We start from the raw sequence: 19,130 nt of genomic DNA on the forward strand, positions 1-19,130 counted from the left end.
GCAAAAGAAAAACCATGAATCCTCTAAAAGAAGATTCATGGTTTTTCATTTCTTATGCCAGCTGCAGGCAAATACATACCTAATAATGTTAAATCACGTTAGAAAAAGTGCTTTTTGCTAACACTTACTCTATAACCATGCATACTAGTTAGTACTGGTATGAAATTTATTTGGCACATAATTTGGCACTTTTTCGCAATGAAATATTATTTATTCTCTTTACAAATGTTAGTTAAATTTTGTATTCTGTTTCACGAAGTAAACTTGCCATTTAACGAAACATCTAGTGGAGCTTTGATTAGATTAAAATAATCTAATTGCGCATAAAAAAAGAGACACCGTATAGATGCCTCCAACTATGGTTCTCTGTGGGCGCTTGCGTCCCAATGTGTACATTAAAATAGGCGCTTATGTCCTTCTATATCTTTATACTAGCTAATACAGAATAAAAAGTCAATTGAAATATTTCAACATTTAGTGAATTTTTTCTTTATCGCTTCATCAATCTCATCCAAAACTGTTGCAGGAGCACTCATATTCCCTGATGGGTCAAACTGATTAATTCTTCGTATCCTATTTTTACTTATAGTTTGTATATTCAAAGGCATCACGTACGATTCTTGCGTATATTTCCTATAACAATCAAATACTTTCTGGTATTTCATCATTTCATCTAGTAATGTGTTAAGCTCTGATATCACTTGATCTTTAGTCTCACAATTAATGTTATAATTGACAGCTTTTCTTTCCACTTCTTCTTCAGAGAGCACTTCACCTTTTTCTACAATTTCCTTAAGAAAATCGATCAATTCATCTTTCTTAATAGTTCCCTTATTTAGCGAATATAAGGCAATTATTCTGAGTTTCTCCTTTAATTTATCCGCATGACTCACAAATTGTTTTATACTGGCCATTTCGAGAATTTTTCCTACAGCTACGTAATTTTTTTTTTCTTTAGATGATATCGGTACTACACAAACAACACCGTTTTTACAATTGTCATGATTATTTAGAACAATCGCAAAATGGTTACCTGACAATTCATAACCAACATTTACACCAAAATCTACATATACGATTGTTCCTCGCTTGTATACTCTATAATTTTTATAAGGACTATTTCTTTCCCTACTCAAATAAAGACTTTTGTTTGCTAACCAATTTGGCAAATACTTATATTTTGGATACCCCGAAAGTGATTCATTAATGAATCTATTGTTAGCATCGTCACAAATCTTCTTGATACGTATTTTATCCAAATTATCACCTCCTATATTTACTTAATAAATTACAGTACTCAGGTCAATTAATCAACAAAATATTATATGATCTACTAACTAAATAACATTATTTATCCAAAAAATTGATTTGTGATGTTCTAGATGGAAATATATTGATATTGATTTATTATTAAAATAATGCTACTTTTTCATAAAAGGAGTGATATTATGCATAAAAACGAATCTAACCAAATTAACCACGAGGTTTCCATTTTAGATAGAGTCATTAATGAAATTTATGAAAAGAATGCGTACGGAATTCATATTAAAGATTTTAAAAACTTTGTCGAAGAACTAAAATCTGCAAAGCCAAATGAGAAGAATAATGACTTTCCTGACTTCTTAACACCTAATGGATTTATTGAGCATTTCCAAATAACTTCCTCATTTGAAAATAAAAAAGGTTCTCCTCACAAAATTAGTATGATGAAACAACAAAGAGAACATGATTTAAGACTTGAAAACATGAATGAAGATCAAAATAAGATTTCAACTGATAATATGTATAAAAACCATTCACACATACAATTAGTAAATTCCTTTAAAAAAAATTTTGAAAAACATCTTGAACGTTTAAAATCTTTTGAAGTAAAAAAAGACGAAAGTATCTTTTTAATTGAATATGATGATATCAATGCATTATCTATGTGCGAAAACATTGATATCGATTTAGAGGAAGGTATTTTAACTGGAGACATTAAAATTAATCCTGAGTTTTTTCATAATTATCGTTTAAGCAGAGATAAAGAATTATTAAAGTATATATCTGGATTTTCGTCAGATTTAAAATACCTTATTTTTGTATCTAATGATATCGAGATTATCGCAACTAAAAAAATAGACTACTTCACAAATTTTATACCTAATAATTATCTTTGTGCCGAAAATACTACTTTTTCGGTAATAAGGACAACAAGATTTTAAAAAAATCCCTCCTACTCAACTCTGAGTAAGAGGGTTCTTCTTTTTACCACGGAAGTCTATTATTGTTCAATGATCGTTGTAACGCCTTAACCATATCAGATACTGGACTGATAAAACCGTCTACTGTCGTTCCTAATGCTTTTTGCATGGCTTTGATTGTTCCTTCACCGCAGAGACCATCGATTGCACCATTGTAATAATCTTTTGCTCAAAAATAACCCACCCTCAAGGAGAGTGGGCCTGAAAAAAGATATAAAATGAAATAGCCCCGGTCAAGGCTATGATTTCATTCTACAAGAATATGATTTTTATTTCAATAAAAAATCCACCCTAGGGATTCTAGAGTGGATCTCGAAAGAGTAAACGAAAAATAAACATTTTGGGTATGAGTATAAGATACATCTTTTATTAATCAAACTCAACCAATTTATGACGGTTTTCTAATCAATAATATCTATTACATAAAAATGATGATAAAATAAATAAGAAGAGTATCAGGCACACTTCCCCAGCTTCCCCGGCCTGATACTCTTCATTGACGATTTATGTCGTCAATAAAAATTTTACATTAGAAGTATTTTAACAGCAAGCGTATAGCTTATCCATCTTGCTCTACGTAAAAGGTACCTAAAGAATATCTAAAAGAATTAGAATAATTGATCGAAGAACACAAAAAAGCCTCCTACTCGAATCTGAGTAAGAGGTATTTATTAGTTATAATAAATATTTATTGGCAAAATCTATAAAATAAGCTTGCTGCTAAATCATTTTATCTCTAAGACAAGAACTGTCAGTTTTTGTTCATAAAAGAGCTCTTATATACCTATCGTATAAAAATGGTATATAGAATCTTTGAACTACGTTAAAAACTTTTAGGTATTATTTATAGCATAAATCAAATTAGATAACTCTGTTTTATGAAACAAAAAAATTAAAAATTTATTACAAAGTTTATAATCAATATTATGATCAATAAGAAATGATATTTTCATATATCAAGTTCCAATTTTAATTTTTTGAGTAATCTTTAATTCTAAAGTTCTCATCAAAGCCCATTCCACTCAACAACATCTTCTCATCGTCAGGAAATTCTTTTAAATGTGCTGAGATGTTCCAATTCAAAGAGAAATCTAATTGGAAATGTGCATTGAAATTAGCAAATTTTTCAATTCCATAATACAACGTAGCTAAATCAGATTTTCCACGCGTACCAGTACTGTATGCATTCCTACTTATCCCCATTTCTTCATGAAATTCTCTAAAGTAACTAACTTCACTTTCTTTTGGACTATAATTATACATACGGCCTGTGTGTGCTGCCCTATTTCTAAATTTATGGATTAAAAAAATCATATCAATATAGAAGGATTTTAATTGATCATTATTGTTAAAGTCATTTTTTTCTCTTCCGCTCATTATACTTAATATTTCATTTTTTAAATCGGCCTTTTGCAATTTCAAAAAATTAACCAAATTACCAAAAGTAGCTCCTTTTAACAATATCCACGGTGGAACATTACCATGAATATCTCGATAATGCTTAATTGGTTGGACATCATCATTCAAGATGTTTGTAAATTTTTCGAAAATTTGATCGATTTTATAAAATTTAACATTTCCATAATCATCCTTAGTAGCTTTTCCTTTATTATAATGAGTTTTTATTAAATAATCATTTTCTTTGTGACCAAAATTACGTGCAATCACATAAGCAATAGCGCTTCTCAATGAGCATTCTATTTCCAGAGTAGCATCTAAAATAGAATTTCTAATTTTTTTATCTAATATGAACCTTGCGAAAATTTGCTCAAAGTATGAATCCTCTTTATACCAGTCTTCATTTCTTTCTTTAGTTATTGTTTCATCTAGAAGAAAAAATTTGTATCCGTTTACTATTTCATAATAACCATAAGTGTATAAATTTTTCTCGCAAATACTCTCATTCAAAAACTTCAAGTTCCTACTTTTCAATAATTCTATTTGTTCATTTATGAGCTTAAACTCTTTTTCGATCATTTTGAAGCTCCTTTACAAAAATAAAAAGGGACCTTGGAATAAGGCCCCTAGTTAGCTACCTGGTAGCTCTTCTTTAAGATTGAATTAACTATAATACGTCTTGAATATTTTGTCAAACATAAAATTCATAAGAAAAATCTCATATTAACACTTAAAACACTACATACAGAACCCACTCCACCACAACAACTATATGTAGTATCAAAACGTTTTTTTTTTTAATAATAAATTTTTTTCAACTTTACTATTAAATTTAAAATTTGAAATATACTCTTAGATTAAATTTTTGAAAGAAAATCAGATTTAACAGGTAATAAGCGAACTAATCCGTATATATCATAGGTCAAATGTCGTCAAAATTGCATATACTCATTCTTTCCTGTATTATTTACACCCGCAATACCTGCGTAATGTGGTATTTTTCTTTAAATGGAAATACCAGACGTCCAGTAACCAATTACTTTACCATTTTTAGTTGGCCCAATCGTTAGCCATCCGTAACCGTCTACTCGTGGTTGACGTACAAAGGCATGACCATTACGTTGGACCAACAGGCGATCATATTTGACTTGCTGGCCACGTCCCAACAAAGCAAGAACGCCTAGATTAGTCGGTGTAGTTGTATCTCCGCTAGAAGTTCCTCGCAAATTGATTCCCTTAGCTGCAGTTACTGTGACGGTTCCTGAACGACTATGCCAAACGTTAGCTGGCGTTGCTGCTGAAGCTGTATTATTACTTGAAACCTCAGTAACTAAAGCACCAGATACCCAACCAGCTCCATCAACTTCAAACCAGGTAGTGAACCCATTGACGCTTTCACCGTTCCGAGTGATACGAGTAGCGTTGAACGTTTGTCCACGTTTTAGCGTTTTAATGATAGCAGAGTTCGTATTTTGAGCTGCACGTACATTTAGCACGTCAGTGCTCACTGTTTGGCGCTTATTCCAAGGTTCCACATTGTAGGTAGGTGTAGGAGCAGGGCTTGGTGTCGGTGTAGATCCAGATGAGCCACTTAACCGACTGCGAACAGTCGCCATATTGATTCCGGGACAAGTATTAGATCCGTGTCCTGAAAACTCGTTATGCCCTAGCACATCGGATGCTTTCAGATTAAATCGCTGCATGGCTGCTCGTGCACGCTCGTCAAAAGCTTTTTCTTGTTCTGCAGTAAAGGAGCCGTTACCCACCACGCAAATGTGGTAAGTCTTGCTGTTGTGATTCCCTACACCATTGGTTGTAACATTATCCCGATAAACCAACTGAACTGATCCATCACGCAGGATAATCTCGTGATATCCACCAGTCCCCCAGCCAAGTGTTCCTCGCCAGTGATTTTGGAATGCCCAAACATCACCGGTAGCTGTTGCGCTATGATGCCGAGCAATCTTGGTGATTCCTGCCACGGATCTGTTAGGGTTAGATGGTCCTAAAATTCTTGAATCGCCTCGTAAATCTACAATTTTTGTCATAGTGTTTTCCTCCTATTTTAAGCTTTAATAGCTTTGTTTTCCCACTTTTTATATGCATCAAAGTAGTACTCGTCTTTATCACCGTTGTAGGTGATCTCGTAGTACATCCCATCAAATAGCTTTGTACTTAACAGCGCCTTGTTGTTCTGCAGTACCTTAACTTGCCAGACAATAAACACATCATCCGGTGTAATTTCTTTCTGATCACTCTTATCCAAGTGATCATTGGTATAACTGGCTACTAGTTCTCGACATTTGTCACTAAATTTCTTCTCGTCCAAGATAATTCCTCCTAAAATTTTGGTATAGAAAAAGATCAGCCCTTCGACTGATCCTGAATCTGGTAATTAATACTCGTCTTTTTCTTCGATTGTTTAATACGCAATAATTATTGTTCCCCCTTGGATAGTGTGTTCACCTTCACCTGTTTTTAACTCCGTAACATCTAATTCGATTTCCATAATTTCCACCTCCACAAAAAAAAGACACCTGATGTGCCTTTTTTCTTTTTATTATTTCAATATTTTATCTTCAAAACTCACATTATTCACACTAACTGAAGTTCTTGCTACCATTCGTTGTAAATCTTTTTGAATCTTTTGAATTTGTTTAACAGTTCTGGGTTTTCCTCGATTAACTAAAGATTGGAATGCTGATTGAGCATTGAAGCTTAAATCAGGTGGATTAAGAGTAACCAACTTCTTATCTGAATCACTAACTATCTCATAATTTGTTTCGGTCAATTCATCGTCAGATCGCTTATAACCAGAAAAAAAGATGTTGCTATTTTCGTTTACTCCACATACTGCTAAAACTGAATTAACTTTATTTCCTTCATTATCCACTACTCCTTGTAAAGAATTAAAAACAGCTTCTTTGAGTTTTCCTCTTACATCTTCAGCAGATATGTTATCAACAATTTGGTTTTGTGAAAGAATTAACTTCATTCTATCAAAAACATCTTTGTTTCCCGTACCTGTTAATATCAGTTTCGAATTTAATTTAAAGAATTTTTGATAGTTATTACCTACATTTTCCGCGCCATAAGTCTCCTGTCCATCTGATACAATTGATAAAAAATTAGGATCTAAAAATATACTCACAAAGCTCATAACATTCCTCCAAGTATTCATTTACTTTAAGAATACTATAGTTCTTTGAAGATTCCCATGGCTTTTATGTGATATTATTACTTACCTAATTCGACTGATCTTGATCCTTGTGCTGATAGATTGTTTTTTCTGTTTCGCTTTGGCCATCGCCGTAGTCTGCCGGTGTTGATTCTTTGTGTACACTTTCCTTGAAAACTGCAAGCCACTTTTGTAAGAAACCAACCTTAACCCCTGACTCATAAGCATTTTCTAGAATGCTGCTAATCTCGTAGAAAATAAGTAAGACTGTCCATACAAGCGCAATGTTGATTGGTAAACTAATCCCGATGATTGGTGCCACTTTATCAAGAGAAGCAGCTGCGAAAATTGTCGCAAACGTAATGAATTTCGTAAACAATCCCTCTAAATTCACCGCAGACATCCAACTATGTGACTTGAGGGCTTTAAAATACCCTACGACCAAATCAATAACGACAAAGGTCAAATAAACATCAATGACATCTAAACTTCCTCCAAATAAATGAACCATAAAATCTCCTCCTATAAAAAGACTGACAAAATAAAACATACCGATTACCTTCACTTTCCGAAATTGAAAAAGAGAAGCCCTAAGACTTCCCTCCTCCCTCTAAAATTGTCTTTGCCTGTTCCTCTGTGATTGCACCAAGTGCCAGAAACTGATTGACATCATCTTCTGTCATCCATCCACGATTGTACCAATCTTGAATCGTCTCAAAATTAAGCATTTTCTTGCCCTCCTTGAGTCAATTCTCTTACTTGTTGTGTCAGTTGTAGATTTTGTAAGGTCAGCTGTACCACCGAACGCCCTAAGGAATCCGTGGTTTCTTGTAACTCCTCGACTTCTTCTGGTGTTGCAGCACTCACCACATTCCAGCGTTGGCGATTAAAGTCAAACCCAATAACCACCACGTGCGGATCAATTGGTGGTGCTACTTCCGTATAGGGATGGAATACGGTGCGATCTTCTGGCATATATAGTGGCCGCAAATCCTGTAAATCCCTTGTGTCATAGATTGCTTTGTGTCCTTCCATCGTTTTCATCCTCCTAGGTCAGTTATTCGTTGTGCCAACTGATTCATTTTTTCGTTTTGCTGTTGCTCTTTTAATCTCACTGCTTCTTTAGTAAGTTCAAACCTTGTATATAGGGTAGGATCTTCAAACGGATAAATCGCAAATGCATGATAGGGCGGAATTGCATTTAGCGAATCTACCCAAGTTCTTGGTGTGTAGATTGATTTTTCGACAGGGCCCAAGAAGTTCGTTAGCGTCTGACTTTCCGGCACCAATATATCTTCAATCTTTAACTGTTCAAAAGTAATCGTTCGACCAATCATTTCAGAATGAGCTAGGGATAGAGAAATGTTGAACATGTCCCCATTTGTAACTGCAATTCCTTCACATGCCTCAAAATACCCATCTTCATCAATTTCAAATTTTAAAAACCTTGTTACATTTGACCGATTACTATTCAAACGCGGAATGGGATTGGAAGCAGTTGTCTGAAAGTACTCTCGTTTAAAAGGCTCTCCATCCAATAACATCCGCCCCTGATAATAACGCCATGCCGGTCTTTCAGGAGTAACGACTTCATTATTGGCATTACGATAACGATATCGTGCGAGATTTCCGTTTAAGTTACCAGCATTGTGTGCCCGCAAATGAAGTGTTCGATAATCATTTGACCAAGTTGCTTGCCAGATGCCGTACGAATTTAGGGTATGTTGCGAAAAACCGCCCTCAGGCCAAACAGCAATGTTTTCTCTAGGATAAACCGTTGTTAGACGGTCCGTTCCATCTTTTGACCAAGCCCATGCCTCGCTAATCGTTAGCCCGCTTTTCAACTCTTTCAATTGTTGCTGAGCTTCTTCAAGCTGCTCACTCATTTGCTGCAACTGATCTAGAACTTTCCGTTCCAGATCCAGAGCGATTTCTTTTGCAAGGTCATCGACATCAAATGAATCAATGGCCGACTCTATGTTTTGAATACGATCTTCGAATTCAGTCAAATCATGATCAATCCCTGCTGCTTGTTCAAGCACCAAGTTCCGTAAGTCCTCGAATCTTTTCACATAAAACTGCGCCATCTCTTCAAGATCCTGATCAATCCAAGATTCTTGGAATTCAGTACTAAATGCCGGATAGTCTAACGATTGACCATTGGAAAACTCCACAAAGACATAAATGATTACTGATCCGGAGTACGCGTAAATGTCATTTGGCAACATCACATTTACTTTTCCGGCTGTGGGATCCTCGATTTTGATTGAGCCATCATCACTTTCTAAAATGACTGACTGACCTGCAGTCACGAAATCAAAGCCCAAAATGACATTGGCTTCTGAAAGGTCCAACGGCTCCCCTTTAAACTGAAAGTTGATCGTCTTTTTTGCGACGCGTTGATCATAACTGAAAAACTCTGTATTGGTCGGTATAGGAGAAGAACGTTTTTCCGCCGTTTTGTTTAACGTGATCTCACTGGTTACGTAGAGATTTTCCATCGTCCGTCCTCCTTCAAGCTTTGTCTTCTAACGCCCACAGTTCTTTCAAAAATTCTTGAATCCCTTCACGGCAAGTCTTTTTATTCTTTTGGTATAACTCAGGATCTTGAATACTAATGCTTGGTGAAGTTGAAACGTCTTGATCTCCATCAATCGATGCAGAGAGGTAGACAACCATCTTTTCATCGATCATGACCTGCCCTGTAAAGTTGCTGCTCGTATTAGTCTTTAACATCTTGATTTTCCTCCTTTTCAAATTCATCCATCAAGCGATCGTAAATATCGGCTTCTTTCCCTGAAATCACACCATTGTAATCAGCTAGCACCTTACCAAACAAAGAAAAATTCTTGGCATATAAGCCTCTCTCGATCACGACCTCTTCATCTAACAAGGCATGCAGTTCTTGTGCAAACTGATTCTTTTCGGAATCTTTCACTTCATATCCTGTCTGTGCTTCGTTGATGACCAGCTTTCCATCAGCATCTTTTTCACCATACTGATCGTACAATTCCATTTCTGACTCTTGTAGCCCTTCAACTGCTTTCAACAGTTCTTTTTTAAATTTTGATCGGTGTCGGCTAGCACTCGCAGCCTTTAAGTCCATTTTTGCAACAAAGGCTAAGGCAGTACCTAGTTCATAATTCTTTAGTGTAATCTTCATGCGATTTTCTCCATTTCTCGTTCTAAATTTTGAATACGCTGTTCTTGGCTTTCAACAATCGCAATCAACTCCTGATTGGTCTTGGTATTCAGGTTTACTTGCTTATTCATGTCAATTCTCAAATAATGGTCATCGTCTTCAATTGGTGCTTGAAGAAACGGTACATCCTGAGCGATCATCCCGAACTGTTTTCCATTTGGAATAGTAACTTTAGAACTCTGATTTCGGTAACCCTGTTTCCATTCAAAATCAACCATATGGATCCGTTTTGTTTCTTGGATCCCATTTACGGCTGTATCTTCAATGTTTTCTTTTAGGCGAACATCGGATTGATTGGTTACCGACCATCCGTTCATGTTCAAATTTCCGAACATTTGAATGATTCCACTGTTTGCTCTGATTTCAAGAAGAATGATTCCCCCGGTATTCGTTCCACGTCCTAAAATCAAACTTGCACTATTTCTAGCGTGATAGGCAACACATGGATTACCAGCAGCTGTGGTACTTCGTTCAAATCCACCAATATTGGACGTAGCGGTGTTGTAGAATTGTAAGGACGTCCCTGTCAGTTCCATAAACCGGATATTAGCCGATCGGTTAAACGTCAATGTGGTTGGCGTTAAAGTTAAGGTATTCCCCATTGCATTAAACCCAACCTGTATAGCATTCGTAGCCAATTTATCTGCTGAAACGGCACGTGCTGCAATCGTAGTAGCTGTGACTGCACCTGCCGCAAGTTTTGCAGTAGTTACTGCTCCCGATGCAATCTTACCTGCTATGATTGAATTAGCGGTAATGTGACGAGCGATAATGGCGTTAGAAGCAATGCTGTCTCCCACGATCGTCTGCGCACGGATTTCATTGGCAGTAATTGTGTTCGCTGCTATCTGCGCTGCTGTGATCGTATTTGCTGCAATCTTTGCTGCAGTCACCGCTTCAGCATCTAACTTCACTGTTGTCACTGCATTAGAAGCGATTTTCACTGCAGTAACTGAATTAACGCCTAAATTATCAGCAGTAATCGTATTTGTAAAAATATGATTTCCTCGAATCGTATCCGCCGCAATCTGCGTTCCTGTAATCGTTGCTGCTGCGATTTCCGTTGCTGTGATTGTTCGTGCTGCGATTTCATTGGCCGTAACTGCGTTGGTCCGAATATGACGAGTCATAATTGAGTCACTAGCCAGTTCGTTCGCAGTAATTGTTTGGGCATTGATTTCTCTAGCTGTAATTGTATTAATGGCCAAATCATTACCCACAATACTCCCTGCACGAATTTGCGTGGTAGTGATACTTCCAGCAACGATCGATAAAGCTTGGATCGTATTGGCTCGGATCTTGCCCCCATCAATCTCGACTGTGTCCTCCCATTGCCAATCAGAAAGCAGATCCTCAACATCTCGAATATCTGCCATTGCATCATCGATTCGTTTTTGTGCATCGAGGAAATTTTGTTCGGCTGACTTCAACCGCTCATCCAATAGTGGTAGCGAGACATTATTCAACTCATTCAACGCAAGCTCGTTATCGATCAATTTCTGCTCAAGTCCCGGTAACCTTACAGTGGTGAGTATATCCATTTCGACTTCTAGATCTTTTAACCGCCCTTCAAGATCCGGTAAAATATTTTGCTTCAGATCATAAAGCAGCTGATCATTCTCTGTCAGACGTTCATCTAATTCCGGAAGAATCCGATTGTTTAGATCGTCCAAGATGCCTTCGAGTTCATCGAGATCTTTGGTATTTGCCGTCTGGCCAAACACTTCTTCACTGAAATTACCTGTTACATCATGATGATTGACCGCCCTTACTCGGTAATACCACTGCAGTTTTGTTTCTGTTCCGTGGGTATAGGCATTGACATTTGTCTTTCCTAACAAATTACTAGGCCCCGGAACAAATCCTTTTTCTTGGGATCCATAGATCTCATACTCTCGAACGGTCAGCCCCTGCATATCCCAATGCAGTAGTACTTGGCTAAAACCACCATAGGCGACTAAATTTGTAATCGTGCCAGGTCGAACATTGGCTATGTTTCCGGGACCAATAATCGGTGGTCGATTGATCTGTTCGTCTCGATCGCGATCTTGTTCTTTTTGATTAGATCCTAGCGTGGCTCTTGAATCGCCAATCTCAATGGATTCGTATTTGTCTAACGAGACATTCCAGACCGTCTGATTGATCTTCGCATTGACGTTAACACCTAGCTTATTAAAGGCCACTGTCACAGTGTCGTACAATTCTAGCTGTTCTAATTGTCGATGTTGTTCTTGTCCAGTTGCGCTGTATAGATCCGCAAACTTCACTTTTAGATTGACTTTAGGTACCCCTACTTGGTTGCTCGAAATATAGTACTGCCCAAACTGCCGAAGCTCAGCCACAGTCTGAGGATTGCGGCTGCTGAAATCCACCGTCTGAACTCGACGTTCCGGAAACTTGTCGACATGGGAACTATCCAGAATGACTTCCGGAAGAACTAACTCACTGGCACCTTCTTCATTTGCCCGAGCATAAGGGCGAATCGATGTGTAGGTACTCTCAATCGTTTCCTCTTGCACGAGATCCACTAAGTTCTTACCATAAGCAATAACAACGCCGGTCTCCTTACCACCTTCTCGCATCAAGCGAATTTCATTGTTATCGAAAATATATTCACCATTGTATTTTTGAAGAATTGAGCCTTCTTTACCACCTAGTGCCTCCGCTGCGCTTTCGAAGTGGCCAACTTCGGAAAAGTCTATCGCGGTGACGGTCGTCAGATCCGTAAACACGCTAAAATCACGTTGCGGAACTAAAAGAGCACGCCACTGGCTCAACGCTTCTTGCGCCGAAATAGCAGTGTGCTTCTGTCCTTTGTTTAGTGCTGTTTTTTCAGTAATCAATGCGATATGTTCACAGTAAACCGATACAATCCCATTTTGTGGTTTAGTGATCCGGACGATTTCAAATCGTTGATGCTTTGATCTCGTTCCTGGTCCTACATCGACCACAACTTTCTTCCCTTTCTCAAGCTGTGAAAATAGGACACCAAACACAGGATAGGTAAACTCTAAAAAAGGAAAGTTATTCCTTTTTCTTGTCGCAAAAACGTTGCTTGACTCTTTTAAAAGCCCTAGACCAAGCGTGCTGTAATCATTGTTTGCTTTGTCGTATAAAATCGGCACACTCATATTGCAGTCACCCTCCATCTTGGCGTAATCGTCATTTGTGTGATTTGAGTTGTAAACGAAATCGTGTTTGTTCCCGGTCGTAACTCGGGGACATGGTAGCCATCACTTTGCATCAAGATCGCACTTGAGATATTGGCTATGCCATCTCGATAAGCCGTTCCTAGCTCGCTGTCGATCGTAATCATGCCAGCACCGGCCGCTCTCAGGATTCGAAACTGCCGACTATTAATGGTCAGGGTCGCGTCTGCCGTACCGCTATATCTAAATTGGATCAACGGCAATGATTCAATTGGTTCGGGGTTCTCCAAGGTTCGCCCAGACACGTGGGCAGTTGAAGTTTGGCCATCAAGCCGAAACATTACTGGCTTGCATCGAAAAGGCAAGGCCACGTCAAAGTGATCACGCCATCGATCGAGAATACGAACTTGCGAATGAAAGATGCCTTCGTAGAAGTATTCCGGATCCTCAGAAAAAAGAAGCCGACTGTATCGCTTGGGTTCCTTCAGCCAGTGAGTAATTTCTCTGACTTGCTGGAAAAGCGAGTTGTCTGCTTCTTTTCTAAGTTCCATGGGAAATGTCTTGATAATATCTTTTTCTCGTTCATTGTCGTAAATGATCGCACCTTGTCGGCCATCGACCTCGTCAAAGCGTAGATCCGATTCAGGAATCGTCAACTCCATCTCATTTAGGAGATAAAGATTCTTATCGATCGACTTATGGCCATTAAATTCAAAATACGGTTCATTTGTCATTCTAATGACCTCCTCATTTCATCAGCTGTGTGTGCTGCGAGCAATTCAGATAACTCAGCAATATCAAGATTGTCATTGATTGTAATTTCATCAAAATGAATATCGATATGCGGTGTATTATGGATCGTTTGGTTGGTGGTTGTCGATTCACTCTTAACCGCTGGCAACGATAATCCAAAGCCTGCATTACCCGCAATGGCCACCGATTCTGCTTGGATATTCGGCAAGACCAACTGTGATCCTAAGTCCTCAATAGCATCTAGTGCAAAATGCTTGAATCGTTCAATCCCTTCACCGATACCAGCTGGAATCCATCGTCCCACATCCATCATCATCACTTTCGATGGTGAATTGATATCTAAGGCGCGCTGCATCGTTTGAGACACTTGATTGGCAATCGTAGCTGCAGTATTCAATACTTGTGCTTGACCAGCGACCAATCCGTTATTTAAACCGATCATAGAATTTTGTCCGATACGATAAAATTGATCAGGCAAATGGCTCATCTGGTCAGGCATGCGTTGAGCACCTTCACGGATTGTGTCATTCGCATCTCGCATCCCCTCACGGTAGGCTTGATTTGATTCACGCATAGTGGCTGTGGCGATCCTTGGCATGTTCTGCAAAGTTCGATCGACATCACGATCCATCTTTTCAAATTCCTTAACGACGTCTTCTGCAGCCTTCTTGGACTTTTTGACCATTTCATCCGTCATCTTGGCAATTGAACTAAGTACTTTGGAAGAATTCTGATCAATCCCTTGGGCGATTCCTTCGACCATCGGCTTCCCGATCTGTTTGCCCATCTGATTGGCATTGAGTTCTTTATCCAGTAAAGACATCAGTTTTTTAGCCAACTGTGTGATTACTCGTTCAGGTGCGCTGCTATTTTGCTCGATCCCTTGGGCAAGACCGGTCGTAATGTTACCCCCATATTCTCGGTAAACACCGGACGGTGAGTTGATATCATTTTCCTTCCGGAAGGCCTTGTTTGCCAGTTCAGCCATATTTTTTGTGGCGTTTTCGACTTGCGGTGCAGATTGATCTATCCCTCCAGCTGCACCTTCCCCAATATTTACGCCGAATCCTTTAAACGTTTCTGGATCCATTTCTTTTTCAAAGACTTCTCGTGGCACACCTGATAATTCGGCGGCACTTGCCTGAACTGCTTCCTTACTTCGATTGATGCCTTCCACGTATCCTTTACCCGGCGTCTCACCGTGAGCGACAAAAACATCTTGATCGATCACTTCACCAAATAGTTTCTCAGGTGTTTCAGCTAATTCTTTTGAAGCATCTCCCACAGGTTGGATCCCACCCAAAAGTCCATCTCCGAACTCTTTGACTAGCGGGTCAGTGACTTGCGAATAGTCTTTTTCGGCAATCGTTTCTTCGATCACTTGTCCCGGGACTTGGGCGATACTCTCTGCTGCTTCTGCAACTTGTTCTTCGCCTTCTTCTAGACCTTTTGTAACCTCATCAACCGGGTATTTTCCCCACTGAGCAAAATCTTGACCTTCAAAACCTTTTCTGAGAGAGGCTTCGGTTTTTTCAGGAATCAGACCGATTTTTTCAACAACAACCTCTGCCTCTTCACCAGCAATACGAGCTGTACTATCCATCGCTTCGCTCATTGAGGTACCCATTGCCTCGTTTAGCTTCTCAATCTGTTTTCTTCCTTCTTCCGGTAGCTCATCCAAGCCAGCACCGGTTTCTTTCACCAATCGCTCAGCTTGTTCAGCCCCAGCAGGTCCCATCTTTTCAAGTTGCATTATGATACCATCGTCAACACCTGCTTTTGCAAGAAGTGCGACATTAGTTGACCATTTTTCCATGGCTTCTGCATTCTTCTTGAGGTTCTCCGCCATTTTGTCTAAACTTATGGACTCTTTTTGTTCCATGGTCTCAAATGCATTCGTGGATTGTTCGACAAGTTTCTTGTACATGTCGTTCATAGAATTGAGCGCTTCTTTTTGGGCTTCTGATAAATGGTTGTATGAATCGATCATCATTGCATTAGCTTCATTGTTTGTTGCGGCGACTTCTTCTCTCATTGCCATTTCTTCTTCGTAAAGTTTAGCTTGTTCTGCTTTAATGGCTTCTAATTGCTCATGTGCAGCATCTTCTTTACCGGCTAAGTCTTCAAGGGCTTCGCCGTATACCTTCTTGCCATCCACACCTTCAACTGCAGCGTCATAAGCAATTTTCGCTCGTGCGTCCGTAGCCTCTTTTAGTGCAGTCTCATATTCAGCAGCCTCTTGTGCTAACTGATTTTGACGATCGACGAGGCGACTAACTTCTTCCATGCCTTTCGAAGCTTCAATGCGTTTGTTGATTTCTTCTGTTGTGGCACTCAGTAACCCTGTTTCTTCGTCATAAGACATATTCAATCCGGACACAGAATTGTTTAGTTCATCAACATAATCGGTCATTAGCTTCTTATCAGCCGCTGACTTGTTCTCGATTTCAGATAAACGTTGCAACTCAGCTGCGAGATCTTTGTTTCGCTCCATATTGGATTCAATGACTTTTCCTTGCGTCTCAAAAGCGGTCGCATTTGATTCAGAATTCTTTTCAAGGCTTTCTAATCCACTACCCAGATCATCTAAATCACCTGCTAACTCTTTGGCTTTCTTACGTGCCGCAAAGAAATCTATACCCATTTTGGCGGCCGCTACTCCAGCTGCTCCCAATGCTAGTACGGTTAAGCCTAGTGCAGGATTTAAAACAAGGGCTTTAACAACTCCGAAAGCCTTAGTAGCTACAGTTGCTGCATTAGTTGCTAACGTATAGGTCTTCTGTGCTGCAATCGCACCTTTAAGAGAGGCAGCATTCGCTGTATTTGCACCTGTTGCTAGCTTAGTTGCGACAGTATCAACTTTAGTAGCCATGGTAGCTGCAGAAGTAGCACCTGTCAGATATTTCAACATTTGTATATAGGTTGTCGTTCCAACCGCAACTTTTTGAATAATCAGCAAACCACCAAACGCTGTCCCAAGCCCAATGATATAAGGCGCTGCATCCGCAGAGGCGTCTTTCACAGCAATCACCCCACCGGCCATTGTGTCAACAGCCGACACAACAGGAGGGATTACACCAGCAATTCCATTCAGTGCTCCTTCGAACGTTTTACCGAACCCCTGAACATTTTCTTTCATGGATCCGAAACGCGTCTCCGAAAAAGCATCATCCATCGATGCAATAATGTTGGCAGTTCCTCGGCTTGTAGCGGTGGCCATATTGGCAAATGATCCTGCCCATGTATCTCCGGCTTGCTGAGCCATGCCGGAAACTGAGGTGAGTTCGTTCCCACCATCCCGCATGGCTTGCTCAACCTTGTCGAAGAAATCATTGGCTTCTAAAGATCCATCACGTAATGCATCACGGATACTTTGCATACTCTCGCCAGTCGCATCTTCATAGATTTTCCAAGGATCAACACCACGACGGACCATTCGATCCATTTGAGCCATGTTTACTGTGCCGGTGGCTCTCATTTGGATCATTGCATCCATTACGTTATCCATCGTTTCCGCAGCACCGTCACCATACATGGCCACGGCGTCACCCCAGATTTGATAACTCTTCGTCGATTGTTCCAGTGAGCCATTTTGCATTACGAGGCGCTGTACAGTCTGAGCGGCACTATCTAGCATGTAGTTTGTACCAACAACCACATCTCGAACGCCTTCCATCCCTGCAGCTGCTTCTTCAGAGCTACCAGTTAAGCGAGTCATTGTGTTCTCAAAGTTGTTCAGTGTATCGATACGCCCAAACGCGCCATCTAGCGATCCCTTAGCCATCGATAGAGCTGCTGTTGCACCCTTGGTGATCAACATTGCTGCACTTAATTTCCCGACGCTGTCAGTCAGGATATTGGCTTTAGGTGTCGGTTGTTCAAATGAAGCACTCATTTTCGAGCCAGACTTTTCCGCCTCATCTGCTAAAGAAACAAGATCTTTCTTCATAGCATCAACGGCGGCACTGACTGTTTTCGCGCCATCTTTTGAGCCAGATTCTAGGCTAGTCGCAATGCTTTTCCCAGCCTTAGTAGATGAAATTTCTACGTGAGAAACCATTTGAGCAGCGGACTTTGTAATGGCATCGGTCGAAGTTGTTGCCTGTTTAGCACCAACAAGAAACGATTCGCTGATACTTCTACCCATGCCAGGTGTCGAAGATTCAACAGAAGAAACAAGGCTCGCGACCGATTTTACAATGCTATCGTTTGATTGATTCGCACTCTTAGCACCTGATTCAAAAGATTCACCCATCACACGGCCTGATTTTGCTAGTTCTGTGCTTGTGGTGGCCGTCAGCGAAACGATGCCCTTTACTACGCTGTCCGTCGCTTGATTCGCTCCCTTGGCTCCAGAGTCAAAGTTATCTCCCAAAGACTTACCGGCTTTTGCCGTTGAGGATTCAGTCGTCTTACCTAATTCTGAGACAGTCTTTTCAACCGAATCAACTGCTTTGTTCGCTGATTTTGCTCCTGATTCAGTATTTACCCCCATATCAGTGCCGACTTTTTTCATCACATCATCGGCATTTTTACCCAATCGGGAAAAGCCTTGTTCGACTGTGTCGATCTCTTTCGTAACTTGTTTCCCATTGACGATTATGTCGATTGTTACCTTACCATCACTTCTGCTCATCTTCTTCACCTTCTTTCGGTAGCGCATAAAGTTTCTTCAATTTTCGAAGTTCATCCTTTGCTTCTTTGTTCCCTTTTCCTGTTGGCATTTTTTTCGTCCGAATGGATACGATTTGGCGGAATCTTGTTTCATCCGGCAGTCCCCCGAATAAAGCAATAAATTTCTCCCACCTCATTTTTCCTCGCTGATCAAACAGATCGATTCCGTATGCTTGGTAAAAGGCTGCGTAAATATTTGGCGCATCGTAATTAAAAGAGAAATGCTGTTCCGCAATCTCTTTCATTTTTGGTTTTAATTTGTTGCCTTTCTTGTCGTATCGTGGTTTCGGCTTTTCCCAAATATCAAACGTCTCCAAGATAGATAACAAAATCGTATTTTGTGTTTCAATGTCATATAAAAATGAAACACCCAGCAACAGATTGATGCCTAAAAGTATTTTTTCTGACTCCGATAGAACCGGGTCTTTTAATAAATCGAAAAGGCGAAGTACCGTATCGAAAGAAAGATCGATCGGATAACTTACATCTTCGATTTCCACCGTGTCTTCTAATCGATACTGTAATTTCATTGA

Annotated in this window: 16 protein-coding genes and 1 pseudogene; 1 reads left to right on the forward strand and 16 read right to left on the reverse strand. The window is 39.6% G+C overall.

The annotated features are described in order from the left end of the window. Positions 1 to 467 precede the first annotated feature (467 nt). Positions 468 to 1,259 (reverse strand): type II toxin-antitoxin system PemK/MazF family toxin, encoded by a 792-nt coding sequence (locus tag IAE45_RS12210; protein WP_200126463.1) that lies wholly within the window; start codon positions 1,257 to 1,259, stop codon positions 468 to 470. 189 nt (positions 1,260 to 1,448) lie between these two features. On the opposite strand from IAE45_RS12210, the gene IAE45_RS12215 reads away from it, so the two are divergent. Further along, positions 1,449 to 2,204: a hypothetical protein gene (locus IAE45_RS12215; RefSeq protein WP_200143131.1), complete on the forward strand. Its 756-nt coding sequence runs from the start codon at positions 1,449 to 1,451 to the stop codon at positions 2,202 to 2,204. Between the two features lie 43 nt (positions 2,205 to 2,247). Here IAE45_RS12215 and IAE45_RS19305 read toward each other — a convergent pair. The 15 genes and pseudogenes from IAE45_RS19305 to IAE45_RS12285 all read right to left on the reverse strand — a co-directional run. Next, positions 2,248 to 2,385 (reverse strand): annotated as a pseudogene (locus IAE45_RS19305) (phage holin); the annotation flags it as partial. Positions 2,386 to 3,212: 827 nt separating this feature from the next. Then, entirely contained in the window at positions 3,213 to 4,220 is a 1,008-nt protein-coding gene (locus tag IAE45_RS12220) for an Abi family protein (RefSeq protein ID WP_200126467.1), read from the reverse strand. Positions 4,221 to 4,645: 425 nt separating this feature from the next. Continuing rightward, positions 4,646 to 5,689 carry an N-acetylmuramoyl-L-alanine amidase gene (locus IAE45_RS12225; RefSeq protein ID WP_200126469.1) on the reverse strand — a complete coding sequence of 348 codons (1,044 nt, stop codon included), beginning with the start codon at positions 5,687 to 5,689 and terminating at the stop codon, positions 4,646 to 4,648. A gap of 17 nt (positions 5,690 to 5,706) precedes the next feature. Continuing rightward, positions 5,707 to 5,970: a DUF6275 family protein gene (locus tag IAE45_RS12230; protein WP_200126471.1), complete on the reverse strand. Its 264-nt coding sequence runs from the start codon at positions 5,968 to 5,970 to the stop codon at positions 5,707 to 5,709. Between the two features lie 231 nt (positions 5,971 to 6,201). After that, positions 6,202 to 6,801: a hypothetical protein gene (locus IAE45_RS12235; protein ID WP_200126473.1), complete on the reverse strand. Its 600-nt coding sequence runs from the start codon at positions 6,799 to 6,801 to the stop codon at positions 6,202 to 6,204. 85 nt (positions 6,802 to 6,886) lie between these two features. Beyond that, the gene (locus tag IAE45_RS12240) at positions 6,887 to 7,330 is read right to left on the reverse strand and encodes a phage holin family protein (protein WP_233619045.1); all 444 of its coding nucleotides are present in this window, start codon (positions 7,328 to 7,330) and stop codon (positions 6,887 to 6,889) included. A gap of 79 nt (positions 7,331 to 7,409) precedes the next feature. Beyond that, positions 7,410 to 7,547: an XkdX family protein gene (locus IAE45_RS12245; protein ID WP_200126477.1), complete on the reverse strand. Its 138-nt coding sequence runs from the start codon at positions 7,545 to 7,547 to the stop codon at positions 7,410 to 7,412. Further along, positions 7,540 to 7,854: a hypothetical protein gene (locus IAE45_RS12250; RefSeq protein ID WP_233619046.1), complete on the reverse strand. Its 315-nt coding sequence runs from the start codon at positions 7,852 to 7,854 to the stop codon at positions 7,540 to 7,542. The genes IAE45_RS12245 and IAE45_RS12250 overlap by 8 nt, the downstream gene beginning before the upstream one ends. A 5-nt stretch (positions 7,855 to 7,859) precedes the next feature. Further along, on the reverse strand, positions 7,860 to 9,320 hold the full coding sequence (locus IAE45_RS18975; protein ID WP_233619047.1) for a BppU family phage baseplate upper protein: 1,461 nt from the start codon (positions 9,318 to 9,320) through the stop codon (positions 7,860 to 7,862). A gap of 13 nt (positions 9,321 to 9,333) precedes the next feature. Continuing rightward, complete coding sequence (locus IAE45_RS12260; RefSeq protein ID WP_200126481.1) at positions 9,334 to 9,555, reverse strand: hypothetical protein; 222 nt, start codon at positions 9,553 to 9,555, stop codon at positions 9,334 to 9,336. Next, on the reverse strand, positions 9,542 to 9,982 hold the full coding sequence (locus IAE45_RS12265) for a DUF1617 family protein (RefSeq protein WP_200126483.1): 441 nt from the start codon (positions 9,980 to 9,982) through the stop codon (positions 9,542 to 9,544). The genes IAE45_RS12260 and IAE45_RS12265 overlap by 14 nt, the downstream gene beginning before the upstream one ends. Further along, positions 9,979 to 13,152, reverse strand: coding sequence for a phage tail spike protein (locus IAE45_RS12270; protein ID WP_200126485.1), 3,174 nt, complete (start codon positions 13,150 to 13,152; stop codon positions 9,979 to 9,981). The genes IAE45_RS12265 and IAE45_RS12270 overlap by 4 nt, the downstream gene beginning before the upstream one ends. Next, positions 13,149 to 13,904, reverse strand: a complete 756-nt coding sequence (locus IAE45_RS12275; protein ID WP_200126487.1) for a phage tail protein — start codon at positions 13,902 to 13,904, stop codon at positions 13,149 to 13,151. Before IAE45_RS12275 ends, IAE45_RS12270 begins: the two co-directional genes overlap by 4 nt. Then, entirely contained in the window at positions 13,901 to 18,559 is a 4,659-nt protein-coding gene (locus IAE45_RS12280) for a tape measure protein (protein ID WP_200126489.1), read from the reverse strand. Before IAE45_RS12280 ends, IAE45_RS12275 begins: the two co-directional genes overlap by 4 nt. Further along, positions 18,546 to 19,127 carry a Gp15 family bacteriophage protein gene (locus tag IAE45_RS12285; protein WP_200126491.1) on the reverse strand — a complete coding sequence of 194 codons (582 nt, stop codon included), beginning with the start codon at positions 19,125 to 19,127 and terminating at the stop codon, positions 18,546 to 18,548. The genes IAE45_RS12280 and IAE45_RS12285 overlap by 14 nt, the downstream gene beginning before the upstream one ends. Positions 19,128 to 19,130: the final 3 nt, after the last annotated feature.

Origin of the sequence: Enterococcus sp. S53, assembly GCF_016516865.1 — a bacterium.
Classification (GTDB): domain Bacteria; phylum Bacillota; class Bacilli; order Lactobacillales; family Enterococcaceae; genus Enterococcus_D; species Enterococcus_D innesii.